Source organism: Natronospira bacteriovora (assembly GCF_030848495.1).
In the GTDB taxonomy this organism is placed as follows: domain Bacteria; phylum Pseudomonadota; class Gammaproteobacteria; order Natronospirales; family Natronospiraceae; genus Natronospira; species Natronospira bacteriovora.
In genome coordinates this window covers 64,301-81,193 of the sequence record NZ_JAVDDT010000010.1, presented here as the reverse complement: position 1 = coordinate 81,193, position 16,893 = coordinate 64,301, and the positions used below count along the sequence as shown (strand labels likewise).

18 protein-coding genes are annotated in these 16,893 nt (G+C 59.2%); 9 read left to right on the top strand and 9 right to left on the bottom strand.

All coding sequences use genetic code 11. From position 1 onward, the window contains the following. Positions 1-1,167 precede the first annotated feature (1,167 nt). The 4 genes from RBH19_RS13050 (at position 1,168) to RBH19_RS13035 (ending at position 4,102) form a co-directional block, all read left to right on the top strand. Complete coding sequence (locus RBH19_RS13050) at positions 1,168-2,295, top strand: PDDEXK family nuclease (protein ID WP_306729294.1); 1,128 nt, start codon at positions 1,168-1,170, stop codon at positions 2,293-2,295. Between the two features lie 165 nt (positions 2,296-2,460). Then, a complete protein-coding gene (locus tag RBH19_RS13045) occupies positions 2,461-2,742 on the top strand; it encodes a type II toxin-antitoxin system Phd/YefM family antitoxin (protein WP_306729293.1) in 282 nt (93 codons plus the stop codon). After that, positions 2,739-3,041, top strand: coding sequence for a type II toxin-antitoxin system RelE/ParE family toxin (locus RBH19_RS13040; RefSeq protein ID WP_306729292.1), 303 nt, complete (start codon positions 2,739-2,741; stop codon positions 3,039-3,041). Before RBH19_RS13045 ends, RBH19_RS13040 begins: the two co-directional genes overlap by 4 nt. A 95-nt stretch (positions 3,042-3,136) precedes the next feature. Next, a complete protein-coding gene (locus RBH19_RS13035; protein WP_306729291.1) occupies positions 3,137-4,102 on the top strand; it encodes a calcium/sodium antiporter in 966 nt (321 codons plus the stop codon). A gap of 89 nt (positions 4,103-4,191) precedes the next feature. On the opposite strand, the gene RBH19_RS13030 is transcribed toward RBH19_RS13035, so the two are convergent. After that, positions 4,192-5,019, bottom strand: a complete 828-nt coding sequence (locus RBH19_RS13030) for a MipA/OmpV family protein (protein WP_306729290.1) — start codon at positions 5,017-5,019, stop codon at positions 4,192-4,194. A gap of 374 nt (positions 5,020-5,393) precedes the next feature. On the opposite strand from RBH19_RS13030, the gene rnk reads away from it, so the two are divergent. Beyond that, positions 5,394-5,807, top strand: a complete 414-nt coding sequence (gene rnk, locus RBH19_RS13025; protein WP_306729289.1) for a nucleoside diphosphate kinase regulator — start codon at positions 5,394-5,396, stop codon at positions 5,805-5,807. A 146-nt stretch (positions 5,808-5,953) separates the two neighbouring features. After that, positions 5,954-6,229, top strand: a complete 276-nt coding sequence (locus tag RBH19_RS13020; RefSeq protein ID WP_306729288.1) for a hypothetical protein — start codon at positions 5,954-5,956, stop codon at positions 6,227-6,229. A gap of 79 nt (positions 6,230-6,308) precedes the next feature. Here RBH19_RS13020 and katG read toward each other — a convergent pair whose 3' ends face one another. After that, a complete protein-coding gene (katG, locus tag RBH19_RS13015; protein ID WP_306729287.1) occupies positions 6,309-8,540 on the bottom strand; it encodes a catalase/peroxidase HPI in 2,232 nt (743 codons plus the stop codon). A gap of 706 nt (positions 8,541-9,246) precedes the next feature. Here katG and yghU point away from each other — a divergent pair. Continuing rightward, a complete protein-coding gene (yghU, locus tag RBH19_RS13010) occupies positions 9,247-10,119 on the top strand; it encodes a glutathione-dependent disulfide-bond oxidoreductase (RefSeq protein ID WP_306729286.1) in 873 nt (290 codons plus the stop codon). A gap of 62 nt (positions 10,120-10,181) precedes the next feature. Here yghU and RBH19_RS13005 read toward each other — a convergent pair whose 3' ends face one another. Continuing rightward, positions 10,182-10,997, bottom strand: coding sequence for a DUF2189 domain-containing protein (locus RBH19_RS13005; protein ID WP_306729285.1), 816 nt, complete (start codon positions 10,995-10,997; stop codon positions 10,182-10,184). Between the two features lie 105 nt (positions 10,998-11,102). On the opposite strand from RBH19_RS13005, the gene RBH19_RS13000 reads away from it, so the two are divergent. Together RBH19_RS13000 and RBH19_RS12995 are read left to right on the top strand one after the other, a co-directional pair. Next, a complete protein-coding gene (locus tag RBH19_RS13000) occupies positions 11,103-11,468 on the top strand; it encodes a DUF1622 domain-containing protein (protein ID WP_306729284.1) in 366 nt (121 codons plus the stop codon). A gap of 62 nt (positions 11,469-11,530) precedes the next feature. Beyond that, a complete protein-coding gene (locus RBH19_RS12995) occupies positions 11,531-12,031 on the top strand; it encodes a GNAT family N-acetyltransferase (RefSeq protein ID WP_306729283.1) in 501 nt (166 codons plus the stop codon). A gap of 39 nt (positions 12,032-12,070) precedes the next feature. On the opposite strand, the gene hflD is transcribed toward RBH19_RS12995, so the two are convergent. The 6 genes from hflD to RBH19_RS12965 all read right to left on the bottom strand — a co-directional run bounded on the left by hflD (position 12,071) and on the right by RBH19_RS12965 (position 16,879). After that, positions 12,071-12,700 carry a high frequency lysogenization protein HflD gene (hflD, locus tag RBH19_RS12990; RefSeq protein WP_306729282.1) on the bottom strand — a complete coding sequence of 210 codons (630 nt, stop codon included), beginning with the start codon at positions 12,698-12,700 and terminating at the stop codon, positions 12,071-12,073. 192 nt (positions 12,701-12,892) lie between these two features. Further along, positions 12,893-14,038: a tRNA 2-thiouridine(34) synthase MnmA gene (gene mnmA, locus RBH19_RS12985; RefSeq protein WP_306729281.1), complete on the bottom strand. Its 1,146-nt coding sequence runs from the start codon at positions 14,036-14,038 to the stop codon at positions 12,893-12,895. A 70-nt stretch (positions 14,039-14,108) separates the two neighbouring features. Next, positions 14,109-14,567, bottom strand: a complete 459-nt coding sequence (locus RBH19_RS12980; RefSeq protein WP_306729280.1) for an NUDIX hydrolase — start codon at positions 14,565-14,567, stop codon at positions 14,109-14,111. A gap of 233 nt (positions 14,568-14,800) precedes the next feature. Next, positions 14,801-15,286 (bottom strand): DUF7931 domain-containing protein, encoded by a 486-nt coding sequence (locus RBH19_RS12975; RefSeq protein ID WP_306729279.1) that lies wholly within the window; start codon positions 15,284-15,286, stop codon positions 14,801-14,803. Next, positions 15,283-15,732 (bottom strand): GNAT family N-acetyltransferase, encoded by a 450-nt coding sequence (locus tag RBH19_RS12970; RefSeq protein WP_306729278.1) that lies wholly within the window; start codon positions 15,730-15,732, stop codon positions 15,283-15,285. Before RBH19_RS12970 ends, RBH19_RS12975 begins: the two co-directional genes overlap by 4 nt. Then, positions 15,722-16,879, bottom strand: a complete 1,158-nt coding sequence (locus tag RBH19_RS12965; protein ID WP_306729277.1) for a cupin domain-containing protein — start codon at positions 16,877-16,879, stop codon at positions 15,722-15,724. The genes RBH19_RS12970 and RBH19_RS12965 overlap by 11 nt, the downstream gene beginning before the upstream one ends. Positions 16,880-16,893: the final 14 nt, after the last annotated feature.

The window sequence follows — 16,893 nt, the reverse complement described above, 5'->3', positions numbered from 1 at the left end:
CGCCTGCTTCGCAGGCGCCGGTTATGTCCAGCGTTGGGTTTCATAGGGGCAGTCATGAGTAGCCATGCCACTTACAAGTTCAGCATTACCATAAAATCAGATGATCTGGCAGTTGTGAATTGTTTGCGGGCTCTCTCGCAGTACAGTCAAAGAACCGGAAACAACCGAATTCCATGGGGTGGAACAAAGGAGAAAGATTGGAGGCGTGATGGGCACGCGGTCACGTTCAGATTTTCTAGCAAGGAATACAGGTCCGGTTTTCTTTCTGAAGCTCGCCGGTTGCTCCCGGAATCACTATGGCGGATAGATGCTCAGAGTGATCAAGATCCAGCGCATAGGCGATTATGAAGTCTGAAAATCATGTTAAGACTGATAATCTATATGTCGGTGATGGTTCCCTGGGAGTCCGAGGTTCAATTAGGGCGTCGGATCAGGCGCTAGGAGGGTTAGAGATGTGGTGCCATGGCGTGATGCGTAATTTGATGGTATGCGTTTTCCTTGTGGTAATTTCTGGTTGTGGCGTTAGGTATAACACCCATGTCAGTGGGTTGGCAGTCCCTCACGAGGATGTTCGCTACTACTATATACATTCCGGCGTCGACGGGATTTCGCGCTCGTCGCTGGAATTTCAAGAATATCATGGGTATCTCAAGTCCGCATTTGAAGAAGCAGGTCTACACATTGTTAATGATATAGAAGCAGCTGATGCTGTAGTGATCGCTTTTTGGGGGCTCGGCGATCCAAGAGATGAGACGCGCATTCGTCAGGCACCAATATTCACACCAGATTACCAGGTCGCTGGCTACAGGCCGGTGCAAGACAGTGAAACGACATACTTTAGGTATCTATTTCTTTCAGCGTACTCATTGCAAGAATACTCACTAGAAGATGATCCGCCGCAGCTTTGGCAATTGTCGGTAACTAGCCGAGGTCGTTCAGGGGATCTGCGCCGAGTGATGCCAATTCTTGTCGCAGCTGGACAGCCGTATATCGGAAAGCGAACAGACCAGGCCATAAATCGCGTGATATCAGACCATAGCCCAGAGGTAAGGCGGCTTCGTGAGACACGATGAAACCCAACAAATCCATGAACGCGGACCGGCTTTTCCGCTAGCGCTCCAAAGTCGGCCGGTTACGCATGAACGTTAGGGCCTGAGGATTCAAGCAATGCGAAGTGACACCATATTTCTAATCAATGCTGAAGGAGGGCTCGAACGGGTTCCTCATAGGCAATATGAGTCAGAAGATTTGCTACAACATTTGGTGGAATGCCATCCGGAGATCTTGGTGGGTGAACAAATTGACCCTGATAATCCGCCTCGGTGGCTCCTCATTGAAAGAGAGGTTGGCATTCCAGACCGGCAAGGCGGTTCTGATAGGTGGGCAATTGATCATTTGTTGTTGGATCAGAATGGAAGACCAACGTTTGTTGAGGTGAAGCGAAGTTCAGATACCCGTATACGGCGTGAAGTTGTAGGTCAGATGTTGGACTACGCAGCCAATGCGAAGGTCTATTGGCCTGAGGATAGAATTCGAGCATTGGCCGCGGAAGCAAGCGGAGGTCTTGAGGCTCTTGAACTTAAACTTCGTGAGTTTTTGAGCGATGGCGACGAAGAAGTTGTTGAGCCCGATACAGAGGCATACTGGACAGCTGTCGAGCGCCACTTGCGAAATGGTGAGGTACGCCTTCTCTTTGTTGCTGATAGCATCCCGACCGAGCTGCGACGAATTATTGAGTTCCTTAACGAGCATATGCCCCTTGTGGAGGTACTGGGCATTGAAATTCGTCAATATGAAGGACAAGCGGTTCGAGCTCTTGTCCCCCGGGTAATTGGGCAGACGGAATTTGCCAGGCAGCAAAAATCCAGCACTTCTAGATCTTCTAAAAAAACAACACGTGAAGAGTTTCTCGCTGAATGTTCCGGCAGGATACGCGATTTCTTTGTTGAACTGTTTGATTCTGCGGTCAAAGCTGGGTACGAGATTGTCTGGGGGACGAAAGGCTTCAGCATCCGCTTCCCGTTGGCCTCCGGCTCGTTGTTGAGCCTGTTCTACGGCTATCCTGCGTCAGAGCAAGGGCCGGCAAAGCCACTCTTTCAAGCCTATCTTGGATTCATTGAAAACACTGAAATAAGTACTGCGTTGCGGCAAGAGCTAATGCAGAAGGCCAAATTCGTCGAGAAAGGTAAGCATACCCTTGAAATCTCTATGGATGAAGAGATGGCGGTAAATCTCGCTGCCATTCTCCCGGAACTACTAGATGTGGCACGGAAATATGTGAGTCGGGAGGCCTAGAGACAATGGCCCTAACAAAAGCGTCAACACGGACCGGCTTTTCCGCTGGCGCTCCAAAGCCGGCCGGTTACGCTAAGCGTTATGTTTCTTCCCTCAGGTACCTTGCCTGCATCCATGAGAGGCTGTACACTTGGATGTACACGAGAGCGTACAGGAGTGATTCCCATGTCTAGAGTTCGTGTCGATGAAGATATCCGTCCTCTGTCCGAATTCCGGGCAGGCGTAGCCACGTTTGTAAAGCAGATCCATGAAACCCGTCGTCCTATGGTGCTGACGCAGAGAGGCCGGGGCGTTGCCGTATTGGTGGATGTTCACGAGTACGAGAGGATGCAAGAGCGTCTTGAGATCCTGGAAGAAGTGTATAAGGCGGAAGAACAGATAGCCTCCGGGGAAGGTATTGCGCATGAAGATGCGAAAACACGGGTTCTGAGCAGACTGGCCCCATGAAGATTGTTTGGTCCCCCCTTGCGCTGGAGCGTGTTGAGGATACAGCGCGGTATATCGCAGAAGATAACCCAGATGCTGCGGTACGGTGGGTGGAAGATTTATTTGCCACGGTAGAGCGGTTAGCCGACTTTCCTAAAAGTGGGCGAATGGTTCCTGAGGTGGGCTCGCCACGCATCAGGGAGCTGATAATTGGAGCGTATCGGGTTATTTACAGCACCAAAGATCAGGTTGATATTCTGACTGTGCGTCGTAGTAGCCAGTTATTGCGGATGTCCGAGCTCGGTGATGACGAAACATGAGCAACGGCCGCACGGCGACCGGTTTTCCGCCGCTCCGCGGCTCCTAACCGGCGTGTGAGCCGGGCGTTGGCGCCACAGGCCTTCCAGGGAGTTAAATGACACAGAACGTGCTGTTTCTTCTTCTGGGCATCGCCCTGCTGACTGCAGGGGGTGAGGCACTGATTCGTGGCTCGCTGGCAGCGGCAAAGCGCCTTGGTGTATCGCCGTTGCTGAGTGGTCTCGTTATCGTAGGTTTTGGTACGTCGGCCCCGGAATTGGTGGTATCAGTAAATGCTGCCATTGAAGGGCGACCAGACATCGCGATCGGTAATGTTGTGGGTAGCAATATCAGCAATATCCTGCTGATTCTGGGAATATGTGCGCTAATCACGCCGCTGGCAGTCAAACCGCTGGCATTGCGCAGGGATGCCGTCACGGGAGTAGCGGCAAGCATATTGTTACTGGTTCTCGTTGGAGGAAGTGCCCTGGGGAGGGCGGACGCAGCGATTTTTCTGGTTGCTTTAATGATGTATCTGGCGTGGGCCTACTGGAGCGAGCGTTTCCATGCTGCACCTGCAGCGGATGTTTACAAAGCTGAAGCGAATGAGCTTTCCGCAGTGCCCAAGACCGTGTTGTGGATCGTTGTGGCCGTGGTTCTTGGGTTGCTGCTGTTAATTGGTGGGTCACGAGTGCTGCTGACGGGCGCCGTGGGGGTTGCTGAGCACTTTGGTATTTCCGAGGCTGTTATCGGCTTGACATTGGTGGCGGTGGGAACGTCGCTTCCGGAACTTTCCATTTCGGTGATAGCGGCGATCCGGCGCCACGCGGATGTCGCTGTGGGGAACATCCTCGGTAGCAATATCTTCAACTTGCTGGGCATTCTAGGGATCTCCGCTTTGCTCCAGCCACTTCCGGTTTCCGAGAGAATCCTGCAGTTCGATCAATGGGTCATGCTTGGCACATCTTTGCTTTTGTTGGTATTCCTGTATACGGGGCGCCGGTTAAGCCGTGTGGAGGGCGCGATTCTGTTTGTCAGTTACTGCGTTTACGTCTGGTTAAGTTTTACGATCTTCAGTGGGTGACATGGAGTGCTCTAAAAAACCACCAATGCGATCCGACTTTTCCACCGTCGCGCGCCAAAGCCAGCGAATTGCGGTATCAGCTACACGGTCTAGAATACGTAAATGAATCCGATGCCTACTTCAGCCTCATAGTTGTTGCGGGCGATTGGACTATCCTGAATGTCGCTGCCGTAATGCTCGTAGAGCGCCTCGCCGAAAACCTGCCAGTTCTCGTTGATGTAAGTACGATAATTGTAATTGATCCCAATCGAGCGGAATCCGCCACTTAAATTGGCCTCATTCAGTCCCGATGCAGCAGACTGTGATGGGTTTATGCCAAAATCCCTATTGGCACGCTCGCTATCGTGAAAAACCGCAACGATACCAATTTCAGAACCGCTTCCGTCCTTCTTCTCGCCGAAGCGGCGCCCCATGCCGAAAAGGCCAAGATTTCCGTTCTCACCGCTTACAACCCGGCCATCAAGCCAATATCGCCAATCGGCGTTGAAAGCACGGCGCGCTTGCAGAACGACTTCAATGCCCTCATCCGTATCGCCGAGGCCATCCAATCGACCGTCATCGGAGTCACTTTCCTTGCGACCCTCATCAAAGCCAATGGCGGCCTCGAACAGCCAGATATCGGACCGAAGGCCTCGCCAGCCCAGCGCCTCACCGGCCCAGAAGAAAATATCATGACCTCTACGCCATTGAACCGCACCAGCCGGATCGATTTCGAAGCCAAATTCATCCGACCCTTCGTAGGCCGATTCGTATTCAACACCCAGGCCCAGCCCGAAGCCCCAGCCATCCTTGCCTCTCGTGAAGTCGTCAACCGAGGGCAAGGGCACCAAGGCGGTTTTTTGATCCTGGGCCAGTGCTGGTTGCAAGAAAAGGCCAGGCAAGAGCACCGCCAACAGTAAACCTGTAATCCTTTTCATACTACTTCCTCAGGCGTACTTTAGAATGTGCTGAATCTAGCAGTATCGCGGAGCGTAAGCAAAGCTTTTTTTCAGCGGAATTCCGGCAATTTCTTGGGCCCATAAGTGCTTGAAGTTACGAACATTTACGCGACCCGCCGTAAAACTGAAAGCGCCAATCTGAAGAGGTGGCGGTGTATCGCCATAAACCGGGGGTATCGCTCGACAATCCGCAGTTGAATGAGGCCGGGGGATCCGCCGTGGCTGGTTCGTTTTACCTGTACCTTGGCGTACACTGGACCCCGTGCCAATGATTGGCGACGGAACAGACTGTTTGGCATTGACCAATGTGGCAGGGCAATGCCACGTCCAAGGAATCGATCAGAGAATCCCTAATGAACAGCAGACCGAATATCGTGATTTCAAGCCTGGATGCGGACCGCCTCGAGGCATTGCTGGATTCCCTCCCGGAAGGTGCGTTTCCCGGCAAGGCGGAGCTTGAAGCCGAACTGGGCCGAGCGGAGATTGTGGAGCCCAGGGACGTTCCCCCGACGGTGGTTTCCATGAATTCCACCGTCCGGTTCAAGGTTCAGTCTTCGGCGGAGGAGTTCAACCTGACACTGGTGTACCCGAAGGACATGGATTCCAGTGGCAAGAAGATTTCGATTCTGGCCCCCGTGGGAAGCGCGCTTCTCGGTCTTTCCGAAGGGGATGAGATCGAGTGGCCGAAGCCGGGCGGTGGTGTGCTGCGGGTGTGCATCGAGGAGATTGTTTTCCAGCCGGAACGGGCCGGAGATTACCACCGCTAGGCACGTGTCCTGCCGCACTGGCGCGCAGGCCGGGTATAAACGGCGTCTGAATGGTCAGTTGGCAGACAGGAGGGGCATGCGGATGGATTCGATCGAAGACCCGGGCGGTGAGGGTATCGAAACCGTGCAAGCCGCGTGGATGGCGCGTGTCGGCGACTGAGATGAGGGCGTTCGAGAACCGCCGCTTGTACTGGCAACGGGTGCGTCGGATGGGGCGGTGGCGGTATGTGCTTTACCGGGGGATCCTGGGCTGGGCCTTGCCCGTTGCGGTGGCGGGGCTATTGCTGCTTGCCCTGAGTACCCGACAGCTGCCTTCGCTGGGGTTTGTGCTATTTATGCTGTTGGTAGCCGTGCCGGTGTTTGGGGTGCTGGTGGGGCTTTGGGCCTGGCAGGAGAATGAGCGGCGTTTCGGGATCGACTGAGCGATGTCGTGGTACTGGAAAAGAGAACGGCGGCGTCGGATGACGCCGCCGTTTTTTTGTGACCCGCTTTTTCGCTGATTCAGATATCGAAGCGATCCAGGTTCATCACCTTGGTCCAGGCGTCAATGAAGTCCTGGACGAAGAGCTCGTCGGCGTCGTTGGAGGCGTAGGCCTCGGCGACGGCACGGAGCTCGGTGTGTGAACCGAAGATCAGGTCCACCGGGGTGGCGGTCCACTTGACCTCTCCATTGGCGCGATCACGTCCGAGGTAGAGGCCGGGGTTGTCCGAGGACTGCTCCCATTGGGTGGACATGTCCAGCAGGTTAACGAAGTAATGGTTGGTCAGCTTGCCGGGGTTTTCCACGAACAGGCCGTGCTCGACACCGCCGGTATTGGCGCCCAAGGCACGCATGCCGCCGACCAGGACGGTCATTTCCGGCACTGTCAGGTCAAGCAGGTCGGCGCGACTGACAAGGGCCTGGGTAGGCGACAGGCGGCTGTCGTCGCTGTAGTAGTTGCGGAAGCCGTCCGCCTTGGGCTCGAGTACCGCGAAGGATTCCACGTCGGTCTGTTCCTGGCTGGCGTCGGTGCGGCCCGGCGTGAAGGGCACGCTGACGTCATGACCGGCCTCACTGGCAGCCTGCTCGATGGCGGCGGCACCGCCGAGGACGATCAGGTCAGCCATGGAGACACGCTTGTTTCGGCGCTGGCTGTCGTTGAAGTCCTGCTGGATGCCTTCCAGGGTTTCCAGCACCCGGGCCAGTTCCTCGGGATTGTTGACCTCCCAGTTCCGCTGTGGCTCCAGGCGGATGCGGGCACCGTTCGCTCCTCCGCGCATGTCGCTGCTGCGGAAGGTGGCCGCCGAAGCCCAGGCGATGCGAACCAGCTCGGGCACGGTCAGGCCGGAGTCAAGGATTTCCGCTTTGAGACGGCGTACGTCGCGGTCATTGATCTGACGGTAGTCGGCCTCGGGGACCGGATCCTGCCAGATCATGGCTTCGTCCGGCACTTTTGAGCCCAGATACCGGGAGCGTGGACCCATGTCGCGATGGGTCAGCTTGAACCAGGCGCGGGCGAAGGCTTCTTCGAACTCGTCGGGGTTTTCCAGGAAACGCTCGGAGATTTCCCGGTAGGCCGGATCCTTTTTCAGCGACAGGTCGGTGGTGAACATGATCGGCGCGTGACGCACGCCTTCTTCGTGGGCATCTGGCACCAGGTTGGCGGCCTGGCCGTCCTTGGGTACCCACTGGATGCCGCCGGCCGGGCTTTCGGTCTGCTCCCATTCAAAGGCGAACAGGTTCTGGAGGAACTGATGGGTCCAGCGGGTGGGGTTGGCGGACCAGGCGCCTTCCAGGCCGCTGGTGAAGGTGTCGGCGCCCTTGCCGCTGCCGCACTCGTTCTGCCAGCCCAGACCCTGCTGCTCGAGCGGGGCGTCGGTGGGTTCGGCACCGACACAGTCCTGGGACACGGCGCCGTGGGCCTTGCCGAAGGTGTGACCACCGGCGATCAGGGCAACGGTTTCCTCATCGTTCATGCCCATGCGGCCGAAGGTGGTCCGGATCTGTTCGGCAGCAGCGAGGGGATCGGGCTTGCCGCCAGGGCCCTCGGGGTTCACGTAGATCAGGCCCATCTGGGAGGCGGCCAGGGGGCGGTCCAGTTCGCCGCCTTCGTTGATGCCCTCGCCGTGGCGTTCATCACCCAGCCAGACGGACTCGGGGCCCCAGTAAACCAGGTCGGGCTCCCAGTCATCGTCACGGCCACCGGCGAAGCCATAGGTTTCAAAACCCATGGATTCCAGGGCCACGTTGCCGGTAAGGATCATGAGATCGGCCCAGGAGAGGCTGCGGCCGTACTTTTGCTTGACCGGCCAGAGCAGGCGCTCGGCCTTGTCCAGGTTGACGTTGTCCGGCCAGCTGTTGAGGGGCTCGAAACGTTGCTGACCGCCGCCGGCGCCACCGCGGCCGTCGAAGATGCGATAGGTGCCGGCACTGTGCCAGGCCATGCGGATGAACAGTGGGCCATAATGACCCCAGTCGGCCGGCCACCAGTCCTGGGAGTCGGTCATGACCGCTTCGATGTCGCGTTTGACGGCTTCCAGGTCCAGCTCGCTGAAGGCTTCCGCGTAATCGAAGTCTTCACCGTAAGGATTGGAGCGTGGGTCGTGATTGCGCAGGGGGCTGAGGTCAAGCTTGTTGGGCCACCAGTAATCGGCGGCGCGGGGTTGCTGCTCGGAAATGGCGGGGCCCGTGAGGGCCAGCGAGGACAGCAATGCTGCCGTCGCAGCCGCCAGGGGCAGGGTCAATTTCTTCATTGCTAATCTCCCTAGCAAATCGTGTCGAATGGTAACGGGGGATAGGGTAGGGCTAGAAGAATTTCTGTTCCAATTTAATATTGCTATTCCACTGATTGGCATTTTCTGTAATTCACGTGCCTGCAGCGTGCCAGAGAGCAGCCATTTACTCTCAAGGAACAACGAGGACGGTCAATGAGCGAACGGGATTGACAGGCCGATGAACCAGTCCGTGTGTGGGGGTGAGGAGAGGATGGTGACGGCAGATGTTTTGCCAGTCTCGATCTGGCCGCTGGGCGAGCATCCAGTTCAGCTTTACTCCCTGGCAACGCCCAATGGCGTCAATATGACCGTGTTTTACTAGGAGCGGCTGGAACGGGCCTTTTCAGGGGCGGAATGCGATCCGGGTGGTCATCAGGGCCGGGCGGAGAAGCGCAACTGGCTGTACTGGCAAATGGCCAGAGCGCCGCTCCTGTTCTGATTATCCGAAGATTCTTGGATTCGCGGCGAATGCCGGAGCAGGCGGCGAGCCCGCGGCATATTGCGCGGTCTGCTGTCAGAGGATGTGTGGGGGAGGGCGGGCAGCTTCAAGGGGCGAATGACGCGTATTCACGGGAGCGGGCTTTGAAGCTGAACCACTTGCCCGTTTAAGCTGGGATGGAGGTCAAAGGCTTCATGCCCCTTGCCCGGAGTCCCTGATTAACTGGCTAACACAAGGAGCGCCACCGTGAGTGAGACAGGCTATACGCCCCCCAGAGTCTGGACCGAGGAGAGCAGCCAGGGGGGCAGGTTCGCCGGCATCAACCGGCCCGTGGCCGGCCCCCGGCATGAGCAGTCACTGCCGGTGGGGCGCCACCCGTTTCAGCTTTACTCCCTGGCCACCCCCAATGGGGTCAAGGTCACCATCCTGTTCGAGGAACTGCTGGCACGGGGGTTCACCGACGCGGAATACGATGCCCATCTGATCAACATTCTCGAGGGTGATCAGTTCGGCAGCGACTTCGTCGCCATCAACCCGAACTCCAAGATTCCGGCCATGGTGGATCACAGCGTGAAACCCGAACGGCGAGTGTTCGAGTCGGGCGCGATCCTGCTTTATCTGGCGGAGAAGTTTGCTGCCTTCTTGCCGTCTTCTCAGCCGGCCCGAACGGAAACCTTCAACTGGCTGTTCTGGCAGATGGGCAGCGCACCGCTGGTGGGTGGCGGTTTCGGGCACTTCTACAACTATGCGCCGGAGTACTACGAGTACCCCATCAACCGCTACACCATGGAAACCAAGCGCCAGCTCGATGTCCTGAACCGGGAATTGGCGGAGCGCGAGTGGATTGCTGGTTCGGAATACACCATTGCGGACATGGCCATCTGGCCCTGGTACGGGCAGCTGGTGCTGGGGCGCCTGTACGATGCCGCCGAGTTCCTGGCGGTGCATGAATACGAGAACGTGATCCGCTGGGCCAGGGTCATTGACGAGCGTCCGGCGGTTAAGCGCGGGCGAATGGTCAATCGCACCTGGGGCGAGCCCCACGAGCAGCTACATGAGCGCCATGATGCCAGTGATTTTGAGCATCGTACCCAGGATAAACTGGCACAGACGGGTTAGCGTCTCCCACGGTTTGTATGGGGCAGATGAAACGGTTGAGCCGCCGAAGGTGAACCCCGACCCTAGCCGGCGCGTCGCTCCCCCTCCGATACCAGATCCCGGTAGGCATGCCAGCTGGCATGGCCTAGCAGGGGCAGGGTCACGGCCAGGCCAATGATGCCCAGCGCCAGGCCAAGAAAGGTCACCCCGCTCAGGATCACGCCCCAGAGGAGCATGGGCGCGAGATTTTTCTGCACCACGGAAAGGCTGATGATGGCCGCTTCCAGCACACTGGTTTCCGGCTCATCGATCAAGCGGGGAATGGACACCACGCTAAGCGCGAAGGCGGCGAAGGCCAGGACCATGCCAATCAGGCTGCCGACAACGATCATGCCCAGGCCGGGTGCCGAGAGCAGCAGCTCGGAATAGACCTGGCCCGCCTCGACGGTGGGGATGCTGGTGCCAAAGAAAAGAGCGAAGAGCAGGGTGGCAAAGCGGATCCAGGCCAGCAGGAAGATCATCAGCATCAGGCCCATGAGAAAGATCTGGGTGGCATTCGCCCGCCAGGCCAGGAGAGCGGCGCGCAGATCCGGCGTTTCGCCCCGGGCCAGGCGCTGGCTCATGTCATAGAGACCCACGGCAACGATCGGCCCCATGAGCATGAAACCAGCAAACAGGGGCAGCAGCCAGGAACCCTGGCCGGCCAGCCACAGACCACCCACGAGCACCAGGCTGATAAGCACCCAGATGGCGCCATAGGCGACACTGGGCCCGGAGGCCTGGCGCAGATCTTTCCAGCCCGCGGCCAGCCACAGCCAGGGGTGGCTCAGGGTCACTGCGTGTATATTCACCGGGTGATCGCCACCCAGATCCAGCCGTGCGCTCGTGCTTTCCACCATGGCCGATTCCTCCGTGTATATTGATAATGATCAATATAGCACCCGGGCGGCAGGCTGCAGCCATTGATCCGCTGCCTGGTCATCCTTTAGTCAGGGAGAGGGGCCATGTCGGAAATGATCCAACCCTTTGCCGCCTGGTGTGCGGCCGCACTCGAGGCCGTGGGCGTAGGCATCATCAGTCTCATTGCCCTGCTGGGCCTGGTGCGTGCCGGCTACGGGCTGTTCAAGCGGCAACCCAGCGAGGCCGTGTTCCACGCCCTTCGCCAGCGCCTGGGGCGGGGTATTCTGCTGGGCCTTGAATTCCTGATTGCCGCCGACATCATTCACACCGTTGCCGTGGAGCTGACCTTCGAGTCCATCGGGGTGTTGGCGGCGATCGTACTGATTCGAACCTTCCTGAGCTTTACGCTTGAAGTGGAACTGAGCGGCCGCTGGCCGTGGCAGAACCACGAGGAGAGAAAGTCACAGTAAGGGCTGGTCGCCGGGGCCTTCACTCGGTGATAGCCGCCGTTTCTGCCGAATGGGACTCCAACATGCATGACATCCTTGCGGTGAATACACCGGAACAGATTGCCGATACGGCCCGTCTCGCCAGGCGAATCTGGCGGGAACATTACGAGCCCATCATTGGGCAGGAACAAGTGGCCTACATGCTGGAACGGTTTCAGAGCGAGGCAGCCATTGCCGAACAGATCGCGCAAGGGCAGGAGTATTACCTGGCGGTTTCGGAGAGCGGGTCCAGCGGCTACCTGGCAGTGATCCCGGAAGCGAGCGAGCGCTCATTGAAGATCAGCAAGATCTATGTGCGGCGCTCCGAGCGCGGCAGTGGCGTCGGGCGGCAATTGCTTGCCCTGGCCGAACAGCGGGCCCGTGAGCTCGGCCTTGAACGGCTCTGGCTGACGGTGAACGTCAACAACACCGGGTCCATTGCCTGGTACGAGGCCACGGGCTTCGTCAATACCGGGCCGGTGGTTCAGGATATTGGCGGGGGATTCATCATGGATGATTATCGCTTCGAGAAGGCCCTGGCCTGACGGCCAGGGCTTCATGCCCGATCCACCCCATGGCGGCCATCAGCCGCCGGGTGTCTCATTGACCAGGCGCAGCGCTTCCTCGGACAGGGCGCCACGACGGAAAACCAGGTTCCAGCGGCTGCCCCCTTCCTGATACCACAGCACCGCGGCGCGAATACCCGCCAGCAGCAGGGTCCGCACCTTGTTCACGTTCTTCTGATCCTGAAGGTAGCTATCCTCCCCGCTGACCATGATGCGGGGGTGAATCTGGCCGGCGGAGCGTGACCAGGTGTCGGCCAGGCCGGCGAAGACGTTTTCGTGTAGAAGGCCAAAATGATCCACCGAGCGCTGGGCCGCCCCGATGCCGCTGGACAGCTCCTCCATCAGTTCCGGGCGCCCGCGCAGTTTCTTGGCCAGGTGGAGCACGGCGACCGCGTAGCGAGTCAGGATCATCTCATTGTTCGGCACCTGCTCGGTGAGCAGGCGGCGAAAGAGGATCAGGCCGTCACGCAGCTGGCTTACACCGCCGAAGATGTCGGCCGCACTGTCCGCGTCGCGGGTCAGTACGCTGTTCACGGCCGTCTCCAGCCGCCAGTCATCCGTCTTGCCCTTGTGGGCGATGTCATCCACGCCCTTGACGGCCTGAAACAGGGCAGCCAACGCCACCACCCGGCCGGTCAACTTGTTCATTGCTTGCTCCATGGGAAATCAGGAAAGCGCCGCGAAATGGACGCAAGATGGACGCGAAATACTAGAAAGACATTTTAGCCACAGATGAACACGGATGGACACAGATGTTGTTGAATGCCACCTTGATTTGCTTGGTGCCAAAATTCCTGTTCGGGCAACAGCGCTACCAGCAGGCCGGGATTGAATCTGTGTTTATCTGTGTTCATCTGTGGCCAATTCAATCTGTTCTTTCTGCTCTCGGCGCAGGGCCTGGTCGATGACACCGCCGCCGAGGCATTCGTCGCCGTTGTAGAAGACCACGTACTGCCCCGGGGTGACGGCGCGCAGGGGGGTGTCGAAGCGGACTTCCACGCGGCCATTGCCGAGGTCGTGGATTTCGCAGTCCTGGTCGGCCTGGCGATAGCGGGTCTTGGCCTGGCAGCGCCAGGGCAGGGCCGGGGGTTCCCGTAGCCAGTGCAGGCCGGTGGCGATCAGGCCCACGTGCTGGAGCAGGGGGTGGTCGTGGCCCTGCACGGCAATCAGTACATTGTCCTGCACGTTCTTGTCGGCCACGTACCAGGGAGCGTCCGGGTAGCCCGGCACGCCGCCGATGCCCAGGCCCTGGCGCTGGCCGATGGTGTAATACAGGGCCCCATGGTGCTCGCCGATCTGCTGGCCCTCAGGTGTCACGATGGGGCCGTTACTGGCCGGCAGATAATTGGCCAGGAACTGGCGGAAGGCGCGCTCGCCGATGAAACAGATGCCGGTGCTGTCACGCTTGGCGTAATTGTGCAGGCCGGCTTCCACGGCAATCTCCCGCACCCGGTTCTTCTGCAGCTCACCCACCGGAAACAGGGCCTTGGCCAGGGCTTCGCGGCGAATGCCGTGCAGGAAGTAGGTCTGATCCTTGTTGCGATCCACGCCCTTGAGCAGGTGGGCGCCCTGTTCGTCCCGGTGACAGCGGGCGTAATGGCCGGTGGCAATCCAGTCCGCGCCCAGACGCAGGGCGTAGTCCAGAAAGGCCTTGAACTTGATCTCGGTGTTGCAGAGCACGTCCGGGTTGGGCGTGCGCCCGGCCGAGTATTCTTCCAGGAAGTAGCTGAAGACCCGGTCACGATATTCCTTGGCAAAACTCACCCGCTGGATGGGGATTTCCAGCTCCTCGGCCACCCGGCGGGCGTCCTGGAAATCCTCCGCCGTGGTGCAGTAGCCCTCGTCCCCCTCGGCGTCGGCGTCCCAGTTGTCCATGAACAGGCCGCGCACGTCATAGCCCTGCTCGACCAGCAGATGGGCCGAGACAGAGGAATCAACGCCGCCGGAGAGCCCGACGACCACGGTTTGGCGGGTTTTGCTGTTCATGGGGGAAATTGTAACCCGGGGTGGGGGGATGGCGCACAACGACAACGACAACGACAACGACAACGAGAGTTTAGTCCCAGCCCTCGGGCATGTGGGTCAGGACATCGAGGGGGTAGCGGCGGCCGTTGAGATAGTCGTCCACGCAGCGGAGCACCATGGGGCTGCGCAGGCGATCCATTTCAGCAGCGATTTCATCGCGGGTCAGCCAGAGGCTGCGCACAATGCCGGTGTCCAGGGGCTGGGCGGGGTTGAAGTTGCGGGCATGACCGAAGAAGTTGACTCGCAGAAAGGTCTTGTCCGAGCCGGAATTGCGCCACAGGTAGAGGCCGCTGATGCACTCGGGGTCGAAATCCCGTGCCGTTTCCTCATACACCTCACGGATCACGGCATCCACCAGGCTCTCACCTTCCTCCAGATGCCCCGCCGGGTTGTTCAACTGCAGGCGCCCGCGAATCTCTTCTTCCACCAGAAGAAAGCGGCCATTCTCCTCAACCACCGCCGACACCGTCACATTCGGCTTCCAGGTCATGATCAGATCCTATTGAGACAAGATAAAGGCGCCGCGAGATGCACGCTAAATGGACGCAAAATATTCGAAAGAAAGTTATCTAACAATGAATCCAGATGGTAGTGACGACGAATAAGCTGAATAAGTCAGAGTTACCAGCTTCTGTAGCGGTTACTGCAGACCATCACCTTCAACCATCAATTATTTCGCGTTCATTTTGCGTCCATTTCGCGGCGCATTTAATAATTCATCCCTCAAACGCCCAGGCGGCGGAATTCGGGTTCGGGTTTGCTGCGTTCCCACATTTCATCAAAGCGCCGGGCCAGGCGTCGGGCTTCGGCAGGGTCGTAGGCGTGCCAGCGGCCTTCCAGGCGGTCGGCGAGGGGGCGGTAGAGATAACCCTGATCATCGGCGACGATGAAGGTGTCGGCGTGGCTGACGTCATCGTCATGAGGGCGGTGCAGGCTGACGTGGGAGCTGAGGCGGGCAGCCAGACGGGTCAGGCCGTGGCCTTCCTTGACGGCTCGGGTGGCGTCCTGAACAAGGACGCGAATCCGCGTGTGCTGACTGCGGATGGCGAACTGGCGGGCGGCTTCCAGGAACTCGACCTGATCCAGCACGGCCGGGTCCATGTCGCGGGTGAAGATTCGCAGTTCACGTCGCACCAGTTCTGCCAGATGCCGGGCGGCCTGGCGGCTGTCGTCGCGGGTTTCCAGCGGGCCACCCGGCTGATCGTTCATGAGTCGCCTCCGGGAAAGCGCAGCCGCATCATGCGATGGGGAATGTCGGCTTCGTCGAATTCCTCGCCCTCCGCCTCAAAACCGTAGCGGCCATAGAAATCCAGGGCGGCGGTCTGGCCGTGGAGATAGCATTCCGGAATATTCTGGTAGCGGGCTTCATCGAGCAGGGCCTGCAGAATGGCACCCCCGACGCCCTTGCCACGCCATTCCTGGTGCACGGCCATGCGACCGATCTTGCCGTCCGCCGCCAGACGGCCGGTGCCGATGGGGCGGCCATCGGCATCTTCGGCAATCACATGAATGCAGACCGGATCGTCGTCATCCCATTCCAGTTCCAGCGGCACCTTCTGTTCTTCCACGAACACCGGTTCGCGGATGGAACGCAGGGCGGCCAGATCCTCCGGCCATTTGGCCTTACGCACACGGAAAGCCTTATCAATTGTCATTGACCCACTCCAGTCGTCCACGGGACAGCCAGTCAGCCATCAGCTTACGACCATTCTCGTTGAGTGCAAGCTTGCCCGGTGTTTCCTCGCGAGCCAGCAGAACGTCCAGCAGGGCCTTGCAGTCGTCGGGCCATACTTCCATGTCGCCATCAACGAAGACGTGGGGGCGGCCATCCGGCCCTTCACGCCAGATGGCAAGGACATCCGAGCGCAGCAACGGCCACTCACCGGACTGAAGCCGGGCCGCGAGTTCACCGCCATCCGCTGGGCGATCATCGTCTTCGAAGCGCAGCCAGGGCTTGGGCTCGGTCACGAAGCGGCCAAACCAGTCCGCGAGTTGCTGGTTGTCGGCCTCCAGCAGACCACTGAGTAGCTTGCGCACTCGATCGATGGCCTTCGGGTGAAGGCGGGGACCGCCTTCCTCGGCATTCAGATCCGGATCAGCGTAGCGACTGCCTTCAGGCAATTGCTGTGTCACGAACTCGGAAAAATCGGAAATCATGCCGGGGGTATCCGGTGCACGCAGGCCCACGGAGAAGGTCATGCAGTCCGGGCCGGCGATGCCGAAGTGGGGCACACCGGGCGGCAGGTAGAGGATGTCGCCCGGGCGCAGCACCCATTCCTGGGTGGCCTTGAAGTGGCGCAGCACGTCCAGGTCGCTGTCCTCGCGGCGGCTGTCGTCGGCGGCATTCTCGTCGATGGCCCAGCGACGCTGACCGCGAGCCTGGAGCAGGAAGACATCGTAGGCGTCCACATGCGGGCCCACCGAGCCGCCTTCCGCGGCGTAGCTGATCATCAGATCATCCATGCGCCAGCGGGGCAGGAAATCGAAGCTGTCCAGCAGCCCGGCCAGGTCCGGCAGGTGCTTGTCCACGTCCTGCACCAGCAGGGTCCAGTCACGGTCGGGCAGGGCGGCGAAATCGGCCTCGCTGAAGGGCCCTTCACGCATTTTCCACGGGCCATCCACCCCGCCCGTGACCAGGCGGCTTTCCACCCCCTCTTCGCAGGCCAGGCCGGCCAGTTCATCCGGGCTCAGGGGCGATTCGAAATCGCTGATCGCCTGGCGGAACAGGGCCGGCTTTTTCTGCCAGTAGCGGGCCAGGAAGGCGGCCGGCGCCAGGCCGTTCAGGTTGAGCTTGAAGCGCATTCGGAAAACCCCTG